A 22,741-nucleotide genomic window follows, 5' to 3' on the forward strand; every position below is an offset into this window, starting at 1 on the left:
TAGTTGTGTGTGTTTTCTCTGTTAAATAGCCCCTCCTCTGGAGGGGTTTCTTTTATCTGCGCCTAAATATTCAAACTGATTCATCAGTTTTGTTATCAAACCCAAACCAATGATTCAATTTATTTTCCAGTATAGGCAGTCCAATTTTACTGGTGGAAGAGAATGCTGCGACTTCAACATCGCCACAAAATGCCATAGCAGCCTCTTGAGCCATAGCCACCTGGGCTTTTCGTTTCCCCGATTTGAGTTTGTCTGCTTTAGTTAATAGCGCCAGTACCGGGATCTCACTGGCCACCGCCCAGCTAATCAATTGCTGATCGAGATCCTTTAAGGGGTGTCTGATGTCCATTAAAACCACTAAGCCTTTTAAACTCTGTCGTTTTTCAAGATACTCACCCAATGCTCTTTGCCACTTTTCTTTCATTGCCTTTGGAACCTGGGCAAATCCATAACCGGGGAGATCGATCAGTCTTTTATCTTCGGCAATTTCAAATACGTTAATCTGCTGAGTTCGACCTGGGGTTTTACTGGTACGCGCCAGGCTTTTTTGACGCGTCAACGCATTTAAGGCACTAGACTTACCGGCATTGGAGCGTCCGGCAAAAGCGACTTCAATGCCTTCATCGACCTTTAAATGCCTTATATCAGGGGCGCTAATAGTAAATGTTGCTTTAGAATAAATGCTCACGGTAACTGTTTTCTCTGTAAATTCTGCTAAAGTTTTTGCATTGGAAACTGCAAAACAACAACAGATAATTACTCAGAATATCTTTTATGCTGTTTTCCTGTGTTTCAAAGTGTGTAAAATACCTGATTACTAAACGATTTTAACAAGAATTACTTGAGAACCACTATGAAAAAATGGCTTTTATTGCTTGGACTGGCTGCGGGTTTTGGTCAAATGGCGTTTGCTGAGGGTGATGCCGAGGCTGGTAAATCAAAAGCGGGCACCTGTGCTGCATGTCATGGCAATGACGGAAATAGCATGATCCCGATGAATCCAAAAATCGCGGGTCAACATGAAGGTTACCTGGTTAAACAGTTAATGGACTTTAGACTAGCCTCACAAACTGGTGGTGCAGAAGGCAGAAATAACGCCGTTATGAATGGCATGGCGGCCGGTTTATCGGACCAGGATATCGCCGATTTATCTGCATGGTTTGCTAGTCAAACTATGAGTAAAGGTGAAACACCAGAAGATGTTATTGAAGCGGGTAAAGCACTATACACTGGTGGTGATCTTGAGCGTGGCATCACCGCTTGTATCGCTTGTCACGGCCCCAGAGGAAACGGCATGGAATTGGCCAAATTCCCAGACATTAGTGGTCAGCACAGCGATTATACCAAATCTCAACTTGAACAGTTCAGAAGCGGTCAGCGTGCCAATGACCTCAATGGCATGATGCGTGATATCGCTAAAAAGTTAACAGACGAAGATATCCGAATACTGTCACTGTATGTTTCCGGATTGCATTAATTTTGTTTTTGTAAATAAGTTGTAAAATTTTTAACATCGTGTATTCTTACGTCCCAAGGTTGAGCAGGGAATAATAATTTCCCCCTACCAACCTACTTCTTGGGAACAAGGAAGAAATAATAAGTGTCACGATGACATAAAATAAAAAAGTCCCGAATAAAAATAACAAACACGGGATTACAACAAGATTGGTTACTGAAGGGATCATGGTTTCTCTATAACCTGTTTTAGAAACAACGGTGCATCTGCACCGTTTCTTGTTTTTGTCTCTCAATAAATATCCTATAATTCACCTAATTAAATCCCCTTCATTCATCAGAGAATAAATTCTATGCCTCGTGTTAAAAAAACTCGAAAGGTCACTCAATCTGCTCCCAGGCCTAAAGTCAGACCAACTGAAAATGCGCCTAAAAGAAATAAAAAGTTAAAGGGCAATGCACCTGGAAATCGAAATAGCCTGAAAGACGGTAACCCAGGTGGAAACCAAACTGGTAACGCTAGTGACAACAAAGATCGACGCTTTGGTAGCAAAAAGAAGATTTCTTTGTTGCCAAATGAAAAGGCAGAGTCCGGTAACAAGCGGCTTATTCCCAAATTCAAAACGCCCCAGGAAGAGCTAAACTACATCGAAACCGATACTCGATTACAGGCGCTAATGGATAAAATGGATGATGGCCAGAGTGTTGATAAAACAGATGAGCTTTATGTAGAACAGCTGTTAGCTAGACACAAAGTTCTGTGCGAATTATTGGGCATCAGTGTCGACGATGACGTAAAAGAAGAAACTCAAGCAGAACATGATTCTGACGATTTGCTTGATATGCTTGATAAGTCTCCGGGTAAGTTTTTCTGATGAGCTTTATTGAAACGCATTTGCTTACTATCAGTTTTATTGCAGGAGCCATTGTTCTGGTTCTGGCTGGTTACGCCAGCCACTTGATGTACAAACTGCATCAGCAGAAAGCGCGTGTCAAAAATATCAACGATGCCAGACTTAAAGACATAACAGAGAGCCTCGACGTTATCGCAAGAGCCACTTTGCAACAGCAATGTGGTATCAGCGAGGCAGTTATCAGGCTCAGAGGGCTTTTAGACGCATTAGCTGTGAGAGAACTTAATTTCCAGCAATTGCTGCCCCACTCGGCACAGTTTTATCTCAAAATACAACATCACCCTATACTTTCAGCAAGAAAAAAAGTTAATAAACTTAAGTTGCTAAAATTAGATGCTGAAAGAGAAGAGCTCGAAGCACAATGGGAGCAGCGAATATTGAAAGAACTGGAGCAGTTTATAGTGGTACTGCAGCAAAATTCTTAATTGTTGCAAGCCATAACTTTCTTTCTCAGTTGTTTTACCATGGTATTTTGATGTACCTCTTTAATATTCCGCATAATATTCCATAAATAACCCGTTCCCAAAGCTTTTGGGCTACATAATAAGCATTACAAGAGTTATACTTCGCCCATTTTGGTTGAATTGACAGTTATATGGCGAATTACGATTTAAAAACCTTTCAAGGGCTCATCTTAAGCCTACAGGATTATTGGGCCAGGCAGGGTTGTGTCATTGTGCAACCTCTGGATCTAGAAGTAGGTGCAGGCACCTTCCACCCCATGACTTTTCTGCGCGCAATTGGTCCTGAGCCAATTAGTAGTGCTTACGTGCAACCTTGCAGAAGACCTACAGATGGGCGTTACGGCGAAAACCCCAATCGATTACAGCATTATTACCAGTTTCAGGTAATGCTTAAACCTTCTCCAGAGAATATTCAGGAATTGTATTTGGGCTCTCTAAAAGAAATGGGCTTTGATCCGCTGGAGCACGATATTCGATTTGTGGAAGATAACTGGGAATCTCCTACCCTGGGAGCCTGGGGGCTTGGTTGGGAAGTATGGCTCAACGGGATGGAAGTCACCCAATTTACTTACTTTCAGCAGGTTGGTGGTCTTGAGTGTAAGCCGGTAACCGGAGAAATCACCTACGGTCTGGAACGACTTGCAATGTATGTGCAAGGCGTGGATTCTATTTATGATTTGGTGTGGGCAAATGGGCCATTTGGCAAAGTCACCTACGGTGATATTTTCCATCAAAACGAAGTAGAGCAATCGAAGTACAACTTTGAACTTGCGGATGTAGAAAACATGTTCCGCTACTTTGACGAAGCTGAAAAACAAAGCCAATTGTTAATTGAACAGTCACTACCTCTTCCCGCTTACGAACAAGTAATGAAAGCATCACATTATTTCAATTTGTTAGATGCACGTCAGGCTATCTCAGTGACAGAAAGACAACGTTATATTTTACGTGTACGAACGCTCGCAAAAGCCTGCGCAGAAGCCTTTTACAAAGCGCGAGAAGAACTTGGCTTCCCCATGTGCACCACTAAATAATTAGTTTTAAGGATTAACAGAACGTGAGTAATAATTTAGTTATAGAGCTGGCTTGCGAAGAGTTGCCACCCAAGGCACTCAGAGCCTTAGGTCAGACTTTTAAGTCCAATATCGTTGATGGCTTAAAACAATCCAGATTTGCTTTTCAATCTACACAATGGTTCGCAACACCAAGACGACTTTCAGTACTGGTAACAGGTTTATCTGAAAAACAGGAAGATATTGAGTTGGTAAAAAAAGGGCCTCCAGTTAAAAGTGCTTATGATGCTTCAGGTGAGCCTACAAAAGCAGCTTTGGGTTGGGCCAAGTCAAATAACATTACTTTAGAAGAAGCTACGGTTGTCGAAACACCGAAAGGTGAATGGCTACAAGTTACGATCCAGGAAAAAGGTAAGAATATTAGTTCTTGTTTGCAAGATATCCTGGATTCGTCGGCTTCAAAACTTCCTGTACCCAAAGTAATGCGCTGGGGCCACAGTGAACATCAATTTGTAAGGCCCGTACACAACCTGTGCTGTCTCTTTAATGACAAAGTAATGCCTGTAGAGCTTTTTGGTAAAAAGGCCAACAACTTGGTTATGGGGCATCGTTTTCATTCTCCCGGTCTGCATGAGCTGCATAGCGCAGAAAACTATGAAAGCCAGTTAAATAGTCTCAATGTAATCGCCGATTTTGAAAAACGTAAAGACTCTATTATTCAGTCTTTGAATAAAGCGGCAATTGAGCTAAATGGCGCTGTAGTTGAGGATGACGACCTCGTAGAGGAAGTGACAAGTTTAGTTGAATACCCTGTAGTGTTGAGTGCTCAGTTTGATGAAAGCTTTCTCAAAGTTCCCAAAGAACCTCTCATTTATACAATGAAAGATGATCAACGTTACTTCCCTTTATTATCTAACAACGATGGTAAGTTACTCAATCGCTTTTTGTTTGTTACAAATATTGCCAGTAATAACCCCAACACTGTAGTTAGTGGAAATGAAAAGGTCGTTAGACCACGCCTCGCTGACGCAAAGTTCTTTTATGAATACGATTTATCTGTATCCACGGAATCAAGACTAGATAGTCTTAAATCTATTGTTTATCAGAAACAACTAGGCACTTTATTTGAAAAATCACAAAGAGTTGCTAACTTGAGTCGTGCTCTATCAGAGCAGTTGCAAATTGGTGAGCCACAAAAGTGCTATCGTGCAGGCCTTTTAGCAAAATCAGATTTAACCTCGAAAGTTGTTTATGAATTTCCTGATGTACAAGGCTATATGGGTCAATACTATGCCTTAAACGACGGCGAAGATGCAGAAGTAGCTACGGCGATTGCTGACCACTACAAGCCTCGCTCAGCATCTGATTCCCTACCTACTAGTGATACTGCTAAAATTGTATCTATAGCAGAACGGTTGGACACACTGACGGGCATTTTTGGCATTGGTATGTTACCCAAAGGCGATAAGGATCCATTCGCACTTCGTAGAGCCACATTGGGTATTATTAAGGTGGTCTTAGAAAATAATATTAATCTTGATTTCAAAACCCTGCTTAATATGTCCGCGGGCTTCTACTCTGAAGGCACTTTGAGCAATCAAGATTGGCAAGATCAACTACTTCAGTTTTTCAATGGCCGTCTTGAAAACTTCTTCATAGAACAAGGCCATCAAGTTAATACAGTGCGCTCAGTTATTGAAGTGTCTGGTAACTCAATCGAGACAGTGAAATACCGCTTAGAAGCACTCACTAACTTTATTGATACAAATCGCGATACCATGGCAATACTATCCGAATCCAATAAGCGAATCGCTAATATCCTCGCAAAGAATAATGTAACTGCTACAGATGTAGAACCGTCATTATTTGTAGAAGAGCAAGAGAAAGTATTATGGCAGGCGCTAAATGAAATTAGTAAAGAATCAGAAGAAAAGCTTTCTTCACAAGGTTATTCGGCTCAATTAAAAGAGTTAGCTTCATTGAGAGATCCAATAGCTGAATTTTTTGATAATGTGATGGTAAATGCAGATGATGATGCAATTAAGCAAAATCGTTTTGCTTTAATTGCGACAATCAGAAATAAATTTTTGTCAATTGCCGATATTTCATTATTACAGGGATAAGATTTTGAAGTTAAAGTCCCTATTCAGCACATTTTTAATAGCCGCCACACTAACTGGTTGTAGTTCAACTAAGACTTTTGTAGACGGTTTAGATAATGACAAACCCTCTTATGATGAACTTTACCTTCGAGGTAGTTTTACCTGGTGGGAAGCTGATGAAGCCTATAAGGTCGTTAAATTTGATGAAAGCATTTATAGAGTAGTTGTAGAACTAGTGGCAGACGGACAACCTTATGATTTCAAATTTGCAGATAAAGCATGGTCTGAAGGATTAAGTTGTGGATATAAAGATAAAGACTCAGACGAGTATTTAGCTTTAGATAAAACAGTCAGTGCTAATTGCAACACACCGGTAGATAACTTTATTTTCATACCCGAAGATTCCGGGAAGTATATATTTCAAATAGATTTTAGTGGCTGGCTAGATCCTAAGGTATCTGTATTTAAGATGTAAAAAAAAGGCTCCATACGGAGCCTTTTTTATGTTTATTGCAATAATCTATACATCAAGATTGGTCACTTTAAGTGCATTTTCTTGAATGAATAGCTTACGTGGCTCTACGTTATCTCCCATCAGAGTAGTAAACAATTGGTCAGCACCAATAGCATCTTCGATGGATACTTGTAGCATACGCCTGGTTTCAGGATCCATAGTGGTCTCCCACAACTGTTCAGGATTCATCTCGCCAAGACCTTTGTATCGCTGTATGTATTGGCCCTTTTTAGACTCTGCCATAAGCCAATCAAATGCCTCTGCAAAATTAGCCACCTGATGCACCTTTTCACCGCGTTTAACATAACCGCCTTCTTCAAAGAGGTTATTGATAGCTTTATTCAATGCTGTAATTTGTTGTAGTTCACCAGATTTAACAAAATCGTTATTAAATTTGAATGTAGTATCAACACCGTGCTGACGGACAACAACAACTATCTTTTGACAATTGTGCTCTTCATCATGCTCAGCCGTTACAGTATAGGTTGCACCATCTTTTTCTGACTCGGTAAGTTGTGTTTCAAAGCTTTTAGCAAAATTTTCAGCTTTTGAGGCATCTTGCAACAATTCAACATCCATTACATCGGAATATACTAAATTATTTAGGATATGTTTAGGATAGAACCTGGACATACGTTTTATTAACTTAGTAGTGGTTGTATATTGTTTAACAAGTGTCTCTAAACCGCCGCCTTGAATGGGAGGAGCATTTTCGTTTACGTGAACTGAAGCACTATCTAACGCTATATTGATAAGGAATCCTTCCAAAGCTTCATCATCTTTTAAATATTGCTCTTGCTTACCTTTTTTCGTTTTGTACAAAGGAGGCTGTGCGATATAGATGTGCCCTCTTTCAATAATCTCTGGCATTTGACGATAGAAAAAGGTAAGCAGTAAAGTTCTGATATGAGAACCATCAACATCAGCATCCGTCATAATGATGATATTGTGATAGCGCAGTTTTTCTGGGTCATATTCGTCACGCCCTATGCCACAACCCAATGCAGTAATAAGAGTGGCCACCTCTTGAGAAGAAAGCATCTTGTCAAATCGTGCCTTCTCGACATTCAGTATTTTACCTTTAAGAGGAAGAATAGCTTGGTTCTTACGATTTCTACCTTGTTTGGCAGAACCACCGGCGGAATCACCCTCCACTATGTATAGTTCGGATAAAGCAGGATCTTTTTCCTGACAATCCGCCAATTTACCGGGTAAACCTGCTAGGTCTAATGCCCCTTTTCTACGTGTCATTTCACGAGCTTTACGAGCAGCCTCACGGGCTCTTGCAGCATCAATAATTTTATTTGCTACCGTCTTAGCATCAGTTGGGTTTTCTAGTAAGAATTCACTGAGTTTTTCACCCATTGTTGTTTCAACAGCTGATTTAACTTCAGAAGAAACGAGTTTGTCTTTGGTTTGCGAAGAGAACTTTGGATCAGGCACTTTGACAGATACTACAGCTGTAAGACCTTCTCTGGCATCGTCACCAGTAGTGGTGGCATTTGCTTTGGCCTTTTTATTAAGACCTTCACTCTCCATATAGTTGTTTAACGTTCTGGTAAGTGCCCCTCTAAATCCTGCCAAATGGGTACCACCATCACGTTGTGGTATGTTGTTCGTAAAACAAAAAATGTTTTCCTGGAAAGAATCATTCCATTGCATTGCAACTTCAACGGTTACACCGTCATCTCTCTCTGTAACAAAATGAAAAACGCTTGGGTGAATAGCGGTTTTGTTTTGATTTAGGTACTCAACAAATGCCTTAATACCACCTTCATACATAAAGTGGTCTTCTTTACCATCACGCTCATCAATTAAGCGAATCGACACCCCTGAATTAAGAAATGATAGCTCACGTAAACGTTTTGCCAGAATATCGTAATGATATTCTGTATTGGTGAATGTATCTTCACTAGGCCAAAAATGAATAGTAGTTCCGTTGTCCTGACAGTTACCCACAGATTTTAGTGGATAGTCTGGCTCGCCATGAGTGTATTCTTGCTCGAATATTTCACCATTACGACGGATCCGAAGCATCAATTTCTTGGAAAGTGCGTTAACTACTGAGACACCTACTCCGTGTAATCCGCCGGATACCTTGTAAGAATTATCATCAAATTTTCCGCCAGCATGCAGAACGGTAAGGATAACTTCGGCTGCAGATACGCCCTCTTCCGGGTGTATTTCAGTGGGGATACCACGACCATCATCTTGAACAGACACTGAGCCATCGAGATGTATTTTAACTATAATGTCAGAGCAGTGGCCAGCTAAGGCTTCGTCAATTGAATTATCCACCACCTCAAATACCATGTGATGCAGACCGGTTCCATCATCGGTATCACCAATATACATGCCGGGACGTTTTCTTACAGCATCAAGGCCTTTTAATACTTTAATACTCGAAGAGTCATAATTGTTATTTTCTTCAGACATTTTGTTCCTCAACGACTTCACCTTGTTTCACGTGAAACATTTTGAATTTCGTAAAGTGTTCACTGACGAAATCAAAGAGTGAGTCTTTAGTTAGTGTCGTTATAAATAGTTGTAATGGCAAAGATGCCAATTTCTTTAAAAGCATTTGGATAAACTTGCTATCTAGCTCTGCAGACAAATCATCTATCAAAAAAAGAATACTTTTATCTGTTTTAGCGTATACCGTTTTTAAAATAGCAATCATCAGAATTAGTGTAAGTGTTTTTTCTTCACCTCGACTGAAATTTCTTTTATTGTATTTGGTATCAAAACAAAAATCACACTTTTGAAAACCTAAAGTGGTGTAACCTAATTTGCACTCGTAAGACCTTTTTTCAACTAAAGCCAGTTCCAGCTCTTCTTTTTCGTTCCATGAATACTTGACGTTTATGCCACGAATCCTGCTGACCAAATCTTCAATGTTGCCCTCCGAAGATTTTACTTCCTGGCATTCATGTTCAAACTGTTCTTGAAGCTCTTTCATGCAGAGCTCTGTGGTTATTTTCAGATCGTCAGAGTAATCAGTTATTTTCTTTTCCCAAAAAAGAAATTCAGATTCATCGCCTCCAGATCTCAACAACTGATTACGATGTTTGACCGCTTTTTGCAGCGAAGAAAATCGTTCTTTAAAGGCAGGTTCCACGTGAAACAAGTACCAAAACAACAAGCTCCTTCGCGAACCTGCAGCCCCGGAAACCAAATTATCAGTTTGCGGAGAAAAATAATAAACAGGTAACAGTGTAGCTAAATCTGAACTTCTTTTAATGGTCTCGCTATTAAATCTGTAAAGACGACCTTTATCCTGTTTGGAATATTGAAAGCCGAAAGGAAAAAGCTGTTCATCTTGTTGCGCATTGCCTCGAATAAGCACCTTGTTACTTTCAACATTAACTGTGTCCTGAATCCTGGAACTTCGAAAAGAACGACCATTCCAAAACAAATAGATAGCCTCTAACAACGAAGTTTTACCAGATCCATTTTCGCCACAAATAACATTACAGCCTTCAGAAAATGCTAAATCTGTTTCTTTGATGTTTCTAAAATCGGATAACATCAAATGTTTAAGAATCATAAAAACTTTATTAAAGTCTCATGGGCATAACAACATAGAGGCATTTATCTGTAGACTGCGCTTCAACTAACGCACTACTATTCGAATCAGCCAAGGTAATCTTGATGGTTTCGTCATCCACAGCGCCGAGAACATCGATCAGGTAGGCAACATTAAACCCGATTTCTAATGAATCGCCTTGGTAATCAACGTCGATAACTTCAACGGCTTCTTCTTGTTCTGGGTTGTTTGCTGTTATCTGTAATTCACCACTACTCAAATCTAAGCGGATACCACGAAACTTTTCGTTTGACAGGATAGAAGCACGAGTTAACGCGTCTTTTAATAATGATTTATTAGCAAGCACGGTTTTATCACCGTCTCTCGGTAAAACTCGACGATAATCAGGAAACCTTCCATCAACCAGTTTACTGGTAAAAATAAATTCAGCTGAATATAAACGAATGTGATTGGAACCAATCTGTATCTTGAGTGAACTATCTTCTTCACCAATCAAGCGTAGAATTTCCATCACACCTTTTCTTGGAATAATAACCTGGCTAGTGGGAAACGAAGCGCCGTCCAGAATGTGCTTACTTAAAGCGAGTCTATGACCATCGGTAGCCACAGAACGAATAAGATCCCCTTCCAGTTCTAGCGACAATCCATTCAGATAATAACGTACATCTTGCTGGGCCATAGAGAAATGTGTTTTCTCAATTAAAGAACGTAAGTTCTTTTGTGAAATTTCAAATTCAATTTCACCTTCCCAGTCTTCAAGATTTGGATAGTCGTCTGCGGGTAATGTTGATAGTGTGTAGCGACTACGACCACTTTTTACTAATACTTTGCTACCATCAACTGAGATTTCAATTTTAGCTTCAGCAGCCAGGCTACGGCAGATATCAAATAGTTTTCTTGCTGGTACAGTTACTTCACCGTCCACTACATCTCCGCTTAATACCGTACTTGAAATCAGTTCTACTTCTAAATCGGTACCTGTAAGCCAAAGAGAACCTTCTTCAACTTTTATCAATACATTAGACAAAATGGGCAGTGTATGTCTTTTTTCTACCGCCCCAGAAACAAGTTGTAAAGGTGTCAGAAAGTCTTCGCGCGCTATCGAAAATCTCATTTTTATTCTCTTTATGACGACAAGGTTCGGATTAAATTCTGAAAGTCTTCTTTCACGCTGTGATTTTCGTCTTTCAGCTCTTTAACTTTTCTACATGCATGTAAAACAGTAGTGTGATCACGGCCACCAAACGCATCTCCTATTTCAGGTAAACTATGGTTGGTGAGTTCTTTAGCTAACGCCATAGCAATTTGTCTTGGTCTTGCTACACTTCTGCTACGGCGTTTAGATAACAGGTCAGATACTTTAATTTTGTAGTATTCAGCCGTTGTCTTTTGTATGTTGTCTATTGTTACAAGTTTATCCTGAAGTGCAAGTAAATCTCTTAATGCATCTCGAACAAATTCAATTGTAATAGGCTTTCCAGTGAAATTTGCATTAGCAATAACGCGATTTAATGCTCCTTCCAATTCACGAACATTAGTACGCAACCTTTTAGCAATAAAAAATGCGACTTCGTTGGGCAAATTGACACGATTCTCAGCTGCTTTTTTCATTAAAATAGCAACACGTGTTTCCAGTTCAGGGGGCTCGATAATTATCGTTAAACCCCAGCCAAAACGCGATTTCAAACGGTCATCAACACCATCTATCTCTTTTGGATAACGGTCAGAAGTTAATATAACCTGCTGATTTTCTTCAAGTAAGGCATTGAAAGTATGAAAAAACTCTTCTTGAGAGCGTTCTTTATTGGCGAAAAACTGAATATCATCAATTAATAAGGCGTCTACGGAACGATAATAACGCTTAAACTCTTCGATGGCGTTATTCTGTAACGCTTTAACCATGTCCTGTACAAAGCGTTCAGAGTGCATGTAAACCACATTGGCATCTTTTTTCTTATTGAGAATGCCATTGCCCACGGCGTGCAGCAGGTGGGTTTTACCCAAACCAGTACCACCATATATGAACAGCGGGTTGTAAGATCCACCGGGATTGTCAGCCACTTGCTGAGCTGCTGCCCTGGCTAACTGGTTACTTTTACCCTCTACGAAATTGTCAAATTGATAGGTTTTATTAATATTACTTTTCTGCGCAGCGGGCTTTACTTCTGCAGGTGCTATAGTGTTTTGTACAGGTTTTGGCGTCTCTACCTTCGCTGGCGTTGCAACAGGTGCCTGAGGTGCAAATTGAACCGCTGGTGAAGGTGGAGCAGCAGGCGCACTCTGCTGTTTATTAGATATTACGTCAAATCTAAGTGTGAGATCGGCATTATCTGAATATTCTGCGATGAGGTCACTGATTTGCCCCAAATATTTATCTCTGACCCAGTCTAATACAAATCGGTTAGGCGCAAATAGCGTCAAGCAATTCCCTTCTACTTCAGGCTCTAATGGTCTCAACCACATGCTGTACTGTTGCGCCGGGAGATCTTCCTGAAGTCGTTTCAGGCAACTTTGCCAAATTTGCATAATAGATAAAGTACTCTGTCGTTTAATTTTTTATTTTTTTGAGGTTAGCAGCGAATTATCGTATAACTGTGAATAAATGTACAACGCATTTCAAGCATTATCGCTTATACGTTTCCAGCCCCATGTATTGTAAGCAATTTTAACTATTTTAAGCACACCAAATAGCACTAAACCGACGACGATAAAAAGCAAAATGACACCTTAAAAAAAGGATGCTATCACTCATCTGTGGATAAACTGTGTATATACTTTGGATTATTTGTTCTCATTTTTATTTTTAGCCCAAAAAGAGGCTTATTTTTTGATCTTATTGCTATTTAATGTTGACGCATACATGGAAACTCTTTAGAATTGCGCGTCCTTAAATCAGGGGTAACCCCCTTAGACTAACCAACTGCGGCAGATATTAAGATGAAAAGAACTTTTCAACCCAGCAATCTGAAGCGTAAGCGCAGTCATGGATTCCGTGCACGTATGGCTACTAAAAATGGACGTAAAGTTCTTGCCGCACGTCGCGCTAAAGGCCGTGCCCGCTTATCAGCTTAAGTGTTTGATATGATCTCAAAGTGAGTTCTCAGGATTTTTCCAAAGAGTTTAGGTTGTTAAAACCAGCTCACTTTGAGCATGTCTTTTCAGACGCTACCCCAGCAGTATCCCCACAAGTTACAGCTCTCGCTCGAAAAAATAATCTGACTAATCCTCGACTAGGTATTACTGTGCCTAAAAAACGGGTAAAGAAAGCCGTGGGACGTAATCGTATTAAACGGATTATCCGGGAAAGTTTCAGACTGCAACAACACCGCTTACCCAATATTGATATTGTCATTATTGCAAAAACGGGCATTGCTGATTTGAGCAATCAAGAACTCAACCTGTTACTGGAAAAGCTATGGAAAAAATTGATAAAGCGCTGCGCCGTGGATTGATTTTTTTGGTAAAGCTTTACCAACGTTTTATCTCTCCACTGCTAGGTGGAAATTGTCGCTTTCATCCTACGTGTTCTCAGTATAGCATTACGGCTATCGAACATTTCGGAGTCATTAAAGGACTCTGGCTAACAATTCGTAGAATTATCCGGTGTCACCCATTGAATCCCGGTGGATACGACCCCATTCCGCAGAAAACAAAAAAGAACTGACATTATTATGGAATCGCAACGTAGCTTTCTCGTTATCGGACTCGCTTTGGTAACGTTTTTATTATGGAACCAATGGCAAATCGACTATGGTCCAAAACCTGTTGAGACAAAAGTCACACCAGAATTACAAGAATCGGTCCCCACAGCTAGTTCAGGTACCACTGCAATGGATGTGCCTGAAGGACAGCAAATGCTTCCGGGCGTCACCAGTGCATCAAATCAAAAGCTAATTAGTGTCACAACAGATACTCACGAATTGCTAATTGACACAAAAGGCGGTGATGTTGTTTCTGCGAAACTACTTAAATTTCCACTGGAAATAGACAAATCTGAACCTATCCAGATCTTAAACCCCGACAGCAACCTGTTGTATGTTGCACAAAGTGGTTTAGTTGGCAGCCATGGACCTGATTCCAATCCGGATGGCCGCCCTGTTTACAGCAGCTCGTCAGATTCTTTCGAAATGACAGGAGACACCTTGGTCGTTCCCCTGACATTTGTATCGGCCGAAGGTATTACTTATCAAAAGATATTCACCTTTGCCCGAGATAGCCACGCCATTGATGTTAAGTTTGAAGTGCTGAACAGCACCGACAGCAGCATCAGTTTCCAACAGTATGCGCAGCTAAAACAAGTTACCGGCAGACAAGGCGGCAGCATGTTCATGCCTACCTATCGCGGCGCAGCTTACTCCACCTCTGAAGAACGCTACAAAAAATATGATTTCTCCGATATCGCCGACGAAAACCTGAAAGAGACCACACAAGGCGGTTGGGTAGCGATGCTGGAACACTATTTCGTATCTTCATGGGTACCACCTCAAGAGCAAAATACCAACCTGTATTCCAGAACCGTTAATCAAAATCAGGCGGTTATTGGCTATACCAGCTCACCAGTTACAATAGCCGCAGGTGATAAAGCTACAGTTAATAGTATTTTGTACATTGGTCCGAAAGACCAAGATACCCTGGCTGCAATCGCTCGTGGACTGGACCTGACAGTGGACTACGGTTTTTTATGGTGGTTAGCACAGCCCCTGTTCAGTTTGTTGAGCTTCATTCAGGGCATCGTTATTAACTGGGGTGCCGCCATTATCATCATCACTATTATCGTGAAAGGTTTAATGTATCCGCTCACAAAAGCGCAATACGAATCCATGGCCAAAATGCGCGCTTTAGCCCCTAAGATCCAGGCACTTAAAGATCGCTATGGCGATGACCGTCAGAAAATGTCACAAGGCATGATGGAATTGTACAAAAAGGAAAAAACCAACCCCATGGGTGGTTGCTTCCCGCTGCTGTTACAAATGCCAATATTCCTGGCACTTTACTGGGTATTGTTAGAATCTGTTGAATTGCGCCATGCTGGTTTCATCTTCTGGATTGAAGATTTATCGGTAATGGATCCTTACTTTGTATTACCCGTATTAACGGGTGCCAGTATGTATCTGTTACAGAGGTTGAATCCGGTGACAGTAACCGACCCTATGCAACAAAAGATCATGCAATGGATGCCTGTTGCTATGAGTGTCTTCTTCTTGTGGTTCCCGGCCGGATTGGTACTTTATTGGTTGATCAGTAACGTCATTACCCTGGTCCAGGCAAAATTAATTTATGCCTCAATGGAAAAGAAAGGCATAAAAGTTAACTAATTTTTTCAGGCCCTGTTTACTCAGGGCCTTGTGCTTACCGGCACAGATAATATCAGGAGTATTCACCATGCCCTCATTTGACGTAGTATCAGAAATCGAATTGTCCGAACTGCAAAATGCGGTAGATAATGCCAATCGAGAGATTTCTACCCGTTTTGACTTCAGAGGCGTAGAGGCCACGTTTAGCAGAAATGAAAACATTGTAAGCATGAGCGCCGAAGGCGACTTCCAGCTACAACAAATGCAAAGTATTTTGCGCGACAAATGTGTTAAGCGAAATATCGACACTCGTTCGTTAGATCTCAAAGATGTAAATAAAACCGGAAAAACCTGTAAACAGGACATTGAGTTTAAACAAGGTATTGATAAAGAAACCGCGAAGAAACTGGTAAAACTCATTAAAGATTCCAAAATCAAAGTACAAACCGCTATTCAGGGTGAAGAGTTGAGAGTTACCGGCAAAAAGCGAGACGACTTACAGCAGGCCATTGCACTGATCAAAGGTGCAGAATTAGAGCAAGCGTTTCAGTACAAAAACTTCAGAGATTAAGATCTCACATCATGTTGGCCAGTGACCAGGATACCATAGTTGCCCAAGCTACAGCGCCCGGCAAAGGCGGTGTCGGCATTATTCGCGTATCGGGAAAACTGGCCGAGACTGTAGCGCAACACTTATTGGGTAAAACACCTGCTATAAGAGCCGCTGAATACTTGCCCTTTTATAATCTCGATAAACAAATTCTCGATCAGGGTATCGCCCTCTATTTCAAAGCCCCCCACTCTTTTACCGGTGAAGATGTTCTGGAATTACAAGGACATGGTGGACAGGTATTACTTTCCATGTTGATGGACGAAATCGTCAAAATTGACGGAGTGCGCTTTGCAAACCCGGGAGAATTCAGTCAACGGGCTTTTCTCAACGACAAGCTTGACCTTACTCAAGCTGAAGCTATCGCTGATATTATTGATGCGTCTTCCTCTCAAGCAGTTGAAAGTGCCATGCGCTCATTGCAAGGTGAGTTTTCCAGGCATATTCATGAGCTGGTAGAACAAGTTATTCATCTGCGCATGTACGTTGAAGCCGCCATTGACTTTCCAGAAGAAGAAATCGATTTTCTGGCTGATGCCACGGTGATCAACGGTGTTGATGCTCTTAAAAACAAAATGCAAAGTACCCTGGCACAAGCCAAACAAGGCAGTATTTTGCGAGACGGCATGAAGGTAGTTATCGCCGGTAGACCCAATGCGGGTAAATCCAGTCTCTTAAACCAACTTGCCGGTAAAGAATCGGCGATAGTGACAGATATCGCAGGCACCACCCGCGACGTATTAAAAGAGCATATCCACATTGATGGCATGCCACTACACATAATCGATACCGCCGGTTTGCGGGAGAGTCCCGACAAGGTAGAACAAATCGGTATTGAGCGTGCCTGGCAGGAAATAAATCAGGCGGATCGCATCCTGCTGCTTGTGGATAGCACTGAGTCTGACGCCACAGACCCCGCCACTTTATGGCCAGAATTTCACGCTCAATTACCCGACCAAAACAAAATCACCATAGTGCGCAACAAAGCCGATCTCAGTGGCGAAGTCACTGGTATGAGCGAAGCTCCACATCCTGTGCTCTCCCTTTCTGCCAACACGGGAGACGGTGTTAATTTATTAAAACAACACCTTAAAGAGTGCATGGGGTTTCAGCAAACCACAGAAGGTCAATTCAGTGCCCGTGCCCGACACGTTAAAGCGCTACAGGCAGCACAGCAACACATTAACAATGGCTACGAGCAACTCACTGAATTCCGAGCCGGCGAACTACTGGCTGAAGAGTTACGTATTGCACAACAGTTTTTGAACGAAATAACCGGCGAATTCAGCTCTGATGATTTGCTGGGCCGGATTTTTTCCTCTTTTTGCATAGGTAAATAATGACCGATCAGATAGAGATTATTACTGGCTCCATGTTAGGTGCCACTGAATATGTCGCTGAACAAGTGCAAACTGAACTGCAACAAGCCGGTTTTAAAGCTGAGTTGCACTTTCAACCCGATATTGCTCAGATAAGGCAATCAGGTACCTGGATTATATGCAGCTCAACTCATGGCGCAGGCGACTTGCCAGATAACATTCAAGCTTTTGCAAAAGCCCTGCCCGACTTAGATTTAAGCCGGGTTAAATTCATTGTTATTGCTTTGGGTGATTCTAGCTACGATACTTTTTGTCAGGCGGGTAAAACCCTGTATGAACTTATGTGCAACTCTGGAGCGAAATCTCTTTCTGAAATATTTTGCATTGATGTGTTACAGCACCCTATGCCCGAAGAAGTTGCAGGCCAATGGTTTGCAAATCAATTAGCAGGAGGATTGCTTGAATCAAACTGAGCTGCAATCCTTAACGAAACCACTGCACAACAATTCCAGGGTGTTATACCTGTTGTATTTTCGCCCTTCAGCGAATCCACAAACTGGAAACTGCCCTCCTCTCAACTACAAAGCTATTCAAGAATTACTTAATAGCGGTGGCGCTAATATAACCCTGGGTAGGGAAATCAACGAGTTTATATTGGAACTCATTGCCGAAGAGCTGTTGGAGCCCTTAACCACAATCAATGACAGTGATTCCTTGTCGGGTGTGCAGTTCCGGCTGCCACAAATGCTGCAAACCCAAAGTGCAGCGTTATCACAACGCAACAGAATAAACAAAGACTGGCGCCCCAACGACAAAACCTTTGAAGAAATAGCACAACTGGTTGGCGTGATACAAAAAGACTATTCAGATTCTGAATTAGGCGAGTTTATTGCTTACTGGCTTGGTCGTCCTGAACAAAGCTTTTCAGAATGGCAATGGACACAAAAATTTGTGCTGCATATTCGCAAATCCAGACAAATAAAAGGCTATAATCCAGATTCCATCATCGGCTACCAACAGGTAGAGAAACAACCTGAAGTGGTAATTGACGAAAACACCAAGAAACTCATAGACAGATATCATGGAAAATCTTAACGACAAACTCAGAAAATTTTCAGAGACCTTGGGCAAAAAACTGGATTCTGGTCCAGCGATGGATTATCAGTCTTTGCGCAAAGTTTATGAGTTACAGGCAAATCAAGATATCCAACTGGATCAGCAAAAAGCCCGTGTGGATCGCGTAGCGACATTACAGGGTAAATCCGATCTCAATCCAAAATGGCGTTTCGAAAACCTGCAGCTGGATAGTCCAGATGTAGTGGAAGCTGTCAGCATCGCAAAGAGTTTCATTGCCGCCCACCAGGACACTAGCTGGCGCGAAAGCGGATCTCACTTGATGTTGTTTTACGGCGACTACGGTCGCGGAAAGTCTCACATTGCCGGGGCCATTGCTCATGAGCTCATCAATGAACACGAGATCACCGTGCTCTATCGACAACTCTCTAGTTTATTGGAATTGCGCACCTTTTCCTGGGACTACAAAGCACAAGATAACGTCGGCGAAAAATTCCGTGAAATAAACAAAGATCTGATTGAAGTAGATTTGCTCATCCTGGACGAGGTTTGCGTCAATGAAACGCAACTCAATAAAAATTCACAAAGCTGGTTAGGTAACCTGTTAAGACAACGTCTGGCAAACAAAAAGAATTGTATTCTCATTACTAATCACGGTTTACCGCAACTACAAAACGCACTAGGCCAGTACTGCTTTGAATCTATCAAAGAGTACGATACCTACAAGGTGAAGTTCAGTGGCCCCAGTCGACGTGACAGCCTCTCAGATGAATACAGCGGCTACACTGATAACAATACCGGATATCGACCTAATCAGGTGAAATAAGCCCGCTTCTGCTATCCACAGCCTCGATTTAACCTATGTAGGTCTTGCTTTAGCACCATGGATGGTGTGTATGTCTTTTTTGCAGGGAGCAAAAAAAGACGAGCAGGATAGCGGTGAATGCTGAATTTGCTCGGGCAAAAATCGGCCAGGCAGAAAATAGTACTGGCTAAAACAATATTTACGAAAGTGTCCGCCTGAAGGCGAACCTACAATTTCGATTAGTGCAACATCCTTATTGCATACCTTCAGGTGTAATCTGCCCTTTTCGCTTATCTCTCGTTCGGCTGGAGACGTTAGGACTTCCAATTGTATTTCATTAGTTTTTTGAATAAGACTTGAAGTAGAGTCAATTTGCTTGTTAATAGAGCAGACACGAGTGTGTAATGCTGTCCGCTTCGCGCATTTTTGCTCCCTGTAAAATCAGTATTCACTACATATGTGTAGTTCAAATCAAACCTTCAACAGTAAAAACCTTGTTAATAACTCGCTATTTACCGCACCCAGGCGATTAAATTTAGAAGTTTTTCAGCTGAAAAACACAAAATCCCCGCAAGTTTTGCCTGGTTTATGAACATTAAAATAGTTAAAGCGATTATTTTGCAACTATCTTGAATTTATTGATCAAAAGTTATGCACACACGAGAAAAGCCGAAAAACGGCACAGATCACAATTTACCCACAGCTAGATCGTATTTTGATCACACCTGTGGATAAAATGAGGAATAAGCCGTGAGATCATGGTCAAAAGATCCTTGAGTAACTTTTCAGGTAAAATCCACCTGTGGATAAACTGGCAAGTTATCACCGAGTTTAAGGCAAGAAATACAGCATTAAATGACAACTTATTAAGTCTATAAACAATTGATATATATAGTAAAAACAAGGTTTTCCACAGAAAAACGGCTGCTTAATAATAAAAATAATAAAAGATCTATTCATTTCTTTATTTTTTTTAACTTTGCGGCATTTCCATAAAAACCGTGCATTGACTAAAATATAAACAGTTTACAAAACCTTATTTGTGTATAGAATAAGCGCCCCATTTTTTTAACAGAGGCTATTGATGGTTTACGCACAACAATATAATGTTATCGTCGTCGGTGGTGGACACGCTGGTACCGAAGCTGCTTTAGCAGCAGCGCGTATGGGTGTACGTACGCTTCTGTTAACGCAAAATATGGAAACCCTTGGACAAATGTCCTGTAATCCAGCAATTGGTGGGATTGGTAAAGGTCATCTTGTCAAAGAAATTGATGCCTTAGGTGGAGAAATGGCGGTGGCCATTGATCATGCGGGTATCCAATTTCGAACCCTGAATGCCAGTAAAGGGCCTGCTGTCAGAGCCACACGTGCTCAGGCTGATCGCGCTTTATACCGAACCCACATTCGTCAAAAGCTGGAAAACCAAGAAAATCTCACCATTTTTCAGCAATCCTGTGATGATTTTATTATTGAAAACGACAGGATCGTGGGCGTCGTTACCCAAATGGGTGTAAAATTCATGGCCAAAACGGTGGTATTAACTGCCGGAACTTTCCTTGGTGGTGTAATACACATTGGTCTTGAGAATCATCAAGGTGGTCGAGCCGGAGATGCACCTTCAAATGCCCTGGCTCAAAGATTACGCGCCTTGCCATTTCGCGTAGACCGATTAAAAACCGGTACTCCTGCCCGTTTAGACGCCAGAACCTTAGATTATTCGGTGATGCAAGAGCAGCCCGGTGATACGCCTTTGCCGGTATTTTCTTATCTTGGCAATCGGGCACAGCATCCACGCCAAATCTCTTGCTACATCACCCATACCAACAGTAAAACCCACGATATTATCCGCAGTGGCCTGGATAGATCTCCCATGTATACCGGAGTTATCGAAGGTATTGGACCGCGCTACTGCCCGTCTATCGAAGACAAAATCATGCGTTTTGCGGACAAGGACACTCACCAGATTTTTGTAGAGCCGGAAGGCTTAAATTCCATTGAAGTGTATCCCAATGGCATTTCCACCAGTCTGCCCTTTGATGTACAAGTGGAGCTTATTCACTCTATACGTGGCTTTGAAAATGCCCATATCATCCGTCCCGGCTATGCTATCGAATACGATTTCTTTGACCCGCGGGATTTAAAACAGTCTCTGGAAACCAAATACATTCAGGGGCTATTTTTCGCAGGTCAAATCAACGGTACCACTGGGTATGAAGAAGCCGGTGCGCAAGGGTTAATGGCGGGAGCCAATGCTGCTTTGCAATCGTTGGGTAAAGAGCCATTAATCCTGGGCCGTGAACAAGCCTACCTCGGGGTATTGATTGATGATCTGGCCACGCTTGGTACCAAAGAGCCTTACCGCATGTTTACCAGCCGTGCCGAGTATCGTTTGTTATTGCGTGAAGACAATGCCGATATCCGCTTGACGGAATTGGGTTACAAAGTCGGTTTGGTGGATGAGCATCGCTGGCAGGCATTTAATGCTAAACAGGAAGCGGTTGAGCAGGAAAAACAGCGTTTGCGCGCTAACTGGGTACACCCTAATCATCCGGTGGTACCGGAACTGAACAAAATTTTGAAAAACCCGGTGACACGTGAGCATTCTCTGGAAGAACTCATTCGTCGTCCGGAAATGACGTATGCCACCTTGATGTCTTTGCCTGAATTGGATTCGGGATTGATACAGCAAAACGAACTGGCCGCTGAGCAGGTGGAGATCCAGATTAAGTATGCCGGCTATATCGCCAGACAGCTGGACGAAATCGAGCGAACTAAACGCAATGAAAATACGAAAATTCCAGCTGATATGGATTTTTCAGTGATTTCTGGGTTATCAAACGAAGTAGTGGCCAAGTTAAGCGATGCCAGACCTGAAACAATTGGCCAGGCGTCTCGAATTTCCGGTATCACGCCGGCGGCGATTTCGTTATTATTGGTTTATCTGAAAAAACACGGTTTATTGCGTAAATCAGCCTGATGAACTTCCCCATGGAAAAAATTGCACTGGATTTTGACAATGCAGTGCAGCAACTCGGTGTGTCTGTTACCGCACAGCAGAAACAAAAATTGCTGGATTTCCTGCAGTTGCTGCACAAGTGGAACAAAGCCTATAACCTCACTTCTGTTCGGGATCCGGAACAAATGCTGTATGTGCACATTCTGGATTCGATAGCAGTGGCGCCACTACTGAGCAAAAATACCTATATCGATGTTGGCACTGGCCCTGGATTACCTGGCATACCGCTGGCTATCATGTTTCCGGAAAAGCAATTTACATTGCTCGATAGCTTGGGAAAACGCATTCGTTTTATCAAACAAGTTGCATATGAATTATCTCTCACTAATATAGAGCCTGTGCAATCCAGAGTTGAAGATTATCAACCTGAAACAGCATTTGATGGTGTATTAAGCCGGGCTTTTGCTTCCATCTCAGATATGCTGTCCTGGTGCCAACACCTGACCGACGAAAAGGGCGCGTTTTTAGCGCTAAAAGGTCAATACCCGGAACAAGAACTCGCTGATTTGCCGGACGGTTTTGTAATGACCTCGGCAGACGAGTTAATTGTGCCCGGGCTGGATGCAGACCGTTATCTGATTACCGTGAAAAGAACACAAGTGGAAGGATAA

The 22,741-nt window shown here is 41.9% G+C and carries 22 protein-coding genes; 17 read left to right on the top strand and 5 right to left on the bottom strand.

What is annotated here, in order from left to right; translation table 11 throughout:
* Positions 1-70 precede the first annotated feature (70 nt).
* A complete protein-coding gene (gene yihA / locus ACXAGP_RS17705) occupies positions 71-688 on the bottom strand; it encodes a ribosome biogenesis GTP-binding protein YihA/YsxC (protein WP_475262888.1) in 618 nt (205 codons plus the stop codon).
* Positions 689-853: 165 nt separating this feature from the next.
* Between yihA and ACXAGP_RS17710 the strand changes: the two genes are divergently transcribed.
* The 6 genes from ACXAGP_RS17710 (at position 854) to ACXAGP_RS17735 (ending at position 6,423) form a co-directional block, all read left to right on the top strand.
* Complete coding sequence (locus tag ACXAGP_RS17710; RefSeq protein ID WP_475262889.1) at positions 854-1,477, top strand: c-type cytochrome; 624 nt, start codon at positions 854-856, stop codon at positions 1,475-1,477.
* 331 nt (positions 1,478-1,808) lie between these two features.
* Positions 1,809-2,330, top strand: coding sequence for a Der GTPase-activating protein YihI (gene yihI, locus ACXAGP_RS17715; protein WP_475262890.1), 522 nt, complete (start codon positions 1,809-1,811; stop codon positions 2,328-2,330).
* Positions 2,330-2,794 (top strand): DUF2489 domain-containing protein, encoded by a 465-nt coding sequence (locus ACXAGP_RS17720; RefSeq protein WP_475262891.1) that lies wholly within the window; start codon positions 2,330-2,332, stop codon positions 2,792-2,794. Before yihI ends, ACXAGP_RS17720 begins: the two co-directional genes overlap by 1 nt.
* Positions 2,795-2,964: 170 nt before the next feature.
* A complete protein-coding gene (gene glyQ / locus ACXAGP_RS17725; RefSeq protein ID WP_475262892.1) occupies positions 2,965-3,867 on the top strand; it encodes a glycine--tRNA ligase subunit alpha in 903 nt (300 codons plus the stop codon).
* Between the two features lie 23 nt (positions 3,868-3,890).
* Entirely contained in the window at positions 3,891-5,969 is a 2,079-nt protein-coding gene (gene glyS / locus ACXAGP_RS17730; protein ID WP_475262893.1) for a glycine--tRNA ligase subunit beta, read from the top strand.
* A gap of 4 nt (positions 5,970-5,973) precedes the next feature.
* On the top strand, positions 5,974-6,423 hold the full coding sequence (locus ACXAGP_RS17735) for an early set domain-containing protein (RefSeq protein WP_475262894.1): 450 nt from the start codon (positions 5,974-5,976) through the stop codon (positions 6,421-6,423).
* Positions 6,424-6,468: 45 nt separating this feature from the next.
* Here ACXAGP_RS17735 and gyrB read toward each other — a convergent pair whose 3' ends face one another.
* The 4 genes from gyrB to dnaA are packed head-to-tail and all read right to left on the bottom strand — an operon-like array spanning position 6,469 to position 12,535.
* Complete coding sequence (gyrB, locus tag ACXAGP_RS17740; RefSeq protein WP_475262895.1) at positions 6,469-8,898, bottom strand: DNA topoisomerase (ATP-hydrolyzing) subunit B; 2,430 nt, start codon at positions 8,896-8,898, stop codon at positions 6,469-6,471.
* A complete protein-coding gene (recF, locus tag ACXAGP_RS17745; RefSeq protein ID WP_475262896.1) occupies positions 8,891-10,009 on the bottom strand; it encodes a DNA replication/repair protein RecF in 1,119 nt (372 codons plus the stop codon). The genes gyrB and recF overlap by 8 nt, the downstream gene beginning before the upstream one ends.
* Positions 10,010-10,019: 10 nt before the next feature.
* Entirely contained in the window at positions 10,020-11,123 is a 1,104-nt protein-coding gene (gene dnaN, locus ACXAGP_RS17750; RefSeq protein WP_475262897.1) for a DNA polymerase III subunit beta, read from the bottom strand.
* Positions 11,124-11,134: 11 nt separating this feature from the next.
* Positions 11,135-12,535 (bottom strand): chromosomal replication initiator protein DnaA, encoded by a 1,401-nt coding sequence (dnaA, locus tag ACXAGP_RS17755; RefSeq protein WP_475262898.1) that lies wholly within the window; start codon positions 12,533-12,535, stop codon positions 11,135-11,137.
* Positions 12,536-12,946: 411 nt separating this feature from the next.
* Between dnaA and rpmH the strand changes: the two genes are divergently transcribed.
* The 11 genes from rpmH (at position 12,947) to rsmG (ending at position 22,741) form a co-directional block, all read left to right on the top strand.
* Positions 12,947-13,081: a 50S ribosomal protein L34 gene (rpmH, locus tag ACXAGP_RS17760; RefSeq protein WP_014290886.1), complete on the top strand. Its 135-nt coding sequence runs from the start codon at positions 12,947-12,949 to the stop codon at positions 13,079-13,081.
* A gap of 53 nt (positions 13,082-13,134) precedes the next feature.
* Positions 13,135-13,461 carry a ribonuclease P protein component gene (gene rnpA / locus ACXAGP_RS17765; RefSeq protein ID WP_475262899.1) on the top strand — a complete coding sequence of 109 codons (327 nt, stop codon included), beginning with the start codon at positions 13,135-13,137 and terminating at the stop codon, positions 13,459-13,461.
* Complete coding sequence (yidD, locus tag ACXAGP_RS17770) at positions 13,425-13,673, top strand: membrane protein insertion efficiency factor YidD (protein WP_475262900.1); 249 nt, start codon at positions 13,425-13,427, stop codon at positions 13,671-13,673. The genes rnpA and yidD overlap by 37 nt, the downstream gene beginning before the upstream one ends.
* 7 nt (positions 13,674-13,680) lie before the next feature.
* Positions 13,681-15,324: a membrane protein insertase YidC gene (gene yidC / locus ACXAGP_RS17775; RefSeq protein ID WP_475262901.1), complete on the top strand. Its 1,644-nt coding sequence runs from the start codon at positions 13,681-13,683 to the stop codon at positions 15,322-15,324.
* Positions 15,325-15,391: 67 nt separating this feature from the next.
* Positions 15,392-15,874 (top strand): YajQ family cyclic di-GMP-binding protein, encoded by a 483-nt coding sequence (locus tag ACXAGP_RS17780; RefSeq protein WP_338294767.1) that lies wholly within the window; start codon positions 15,392-15,394, stop codon positions 15,872-15,874.
* Positions 15,875-15,885: 11 nt separating this feature from the next.
* Complete coding sequence (gene mnmE / locus ACXAGP_RS17785; protein ID WP_475262902.1) at positions 15,886-17,253, top strand: tRNA uridine-5-carboxymethylaminomethyl(34) synthesis GTPase MnmE; 1,368 nt, start codon at positions 15,886-15,888, stop codon at positions 17,251-17,253.
* Positions 17,253-17,705: an FMN-binding protein MioC gene (gene mioC / locus ACXAGP_RS17790; RefSeq protein WP_475262903.1), complete on the top strand. Its 453-nt coding sequence runs from the start codon at positions 17,253-17,255 to the stop codon at positions 17,703-17,705. The genes mnmE and mioC overlap by 1 nt, the downstream gene beginning before the upstream one ends.
* Positions 17,692-18,327, top strand: coding sequence for a DnaT-like ssDNA-binding domain-containing protein (locus tag ACXAGP_RS17795; protein ID WP_475262904.1), 636 nt, complete (start codon positions 17,692-17,694; stop codon positions 18,325-18,327). Before mioC ends, ACXAGP_RS17795 begins: the two co-directional genes overlap by 14 nt.
* Positions 18,314-19,132 carry an ATP-binding protein gene (locus tag ACXAGP_RS17800; RefSeq protein WP_475262905.1) on the top strand — a complete coding sequence of 273 codons (819 nt, stop codon included), beginning with the start codon at positions 18,314-18,316 and terminating at the stop codon, positions 19,130-19,132. Before ACXAGP_RS17795 ends, ACXAGP_RS17800 begins: the two co-directional genes overlap by 14 nt.
* Positions 19,133-20,195: 1,063 nt before the next feature.
* Positions 20,196-22,091: a tRNA uridine-5-carboxymethylaminomethyl(34) synthesis enzyme MnmG gene (gene mnmG / locus ACXAGP_RS17805; protein WP_475262906.1), complete on the top strand. Its 1,896-nt coding sequence runs from the start codon at positions 20,196-20,198 to the stop codon at positions 22,089-22,091.
* Positions 22,092-22,102: 11 nt separating this feature from the next.
* Positions 22,103-22,741, top strand: coding sequence for a 16S rRNA (guanine(527)-N(7))-methyltransferase RsmG (gene rsmG, locus ACXAGP_RS17810; RefSeq protein WP_475262907.1), 639 nt, complete (start codon positions 22,103-22,105; stop codon positions 22,739-22,741).

It is taken from the genome of Planctobacterium sp. AWM4_229, assembly GCF_056160305.1.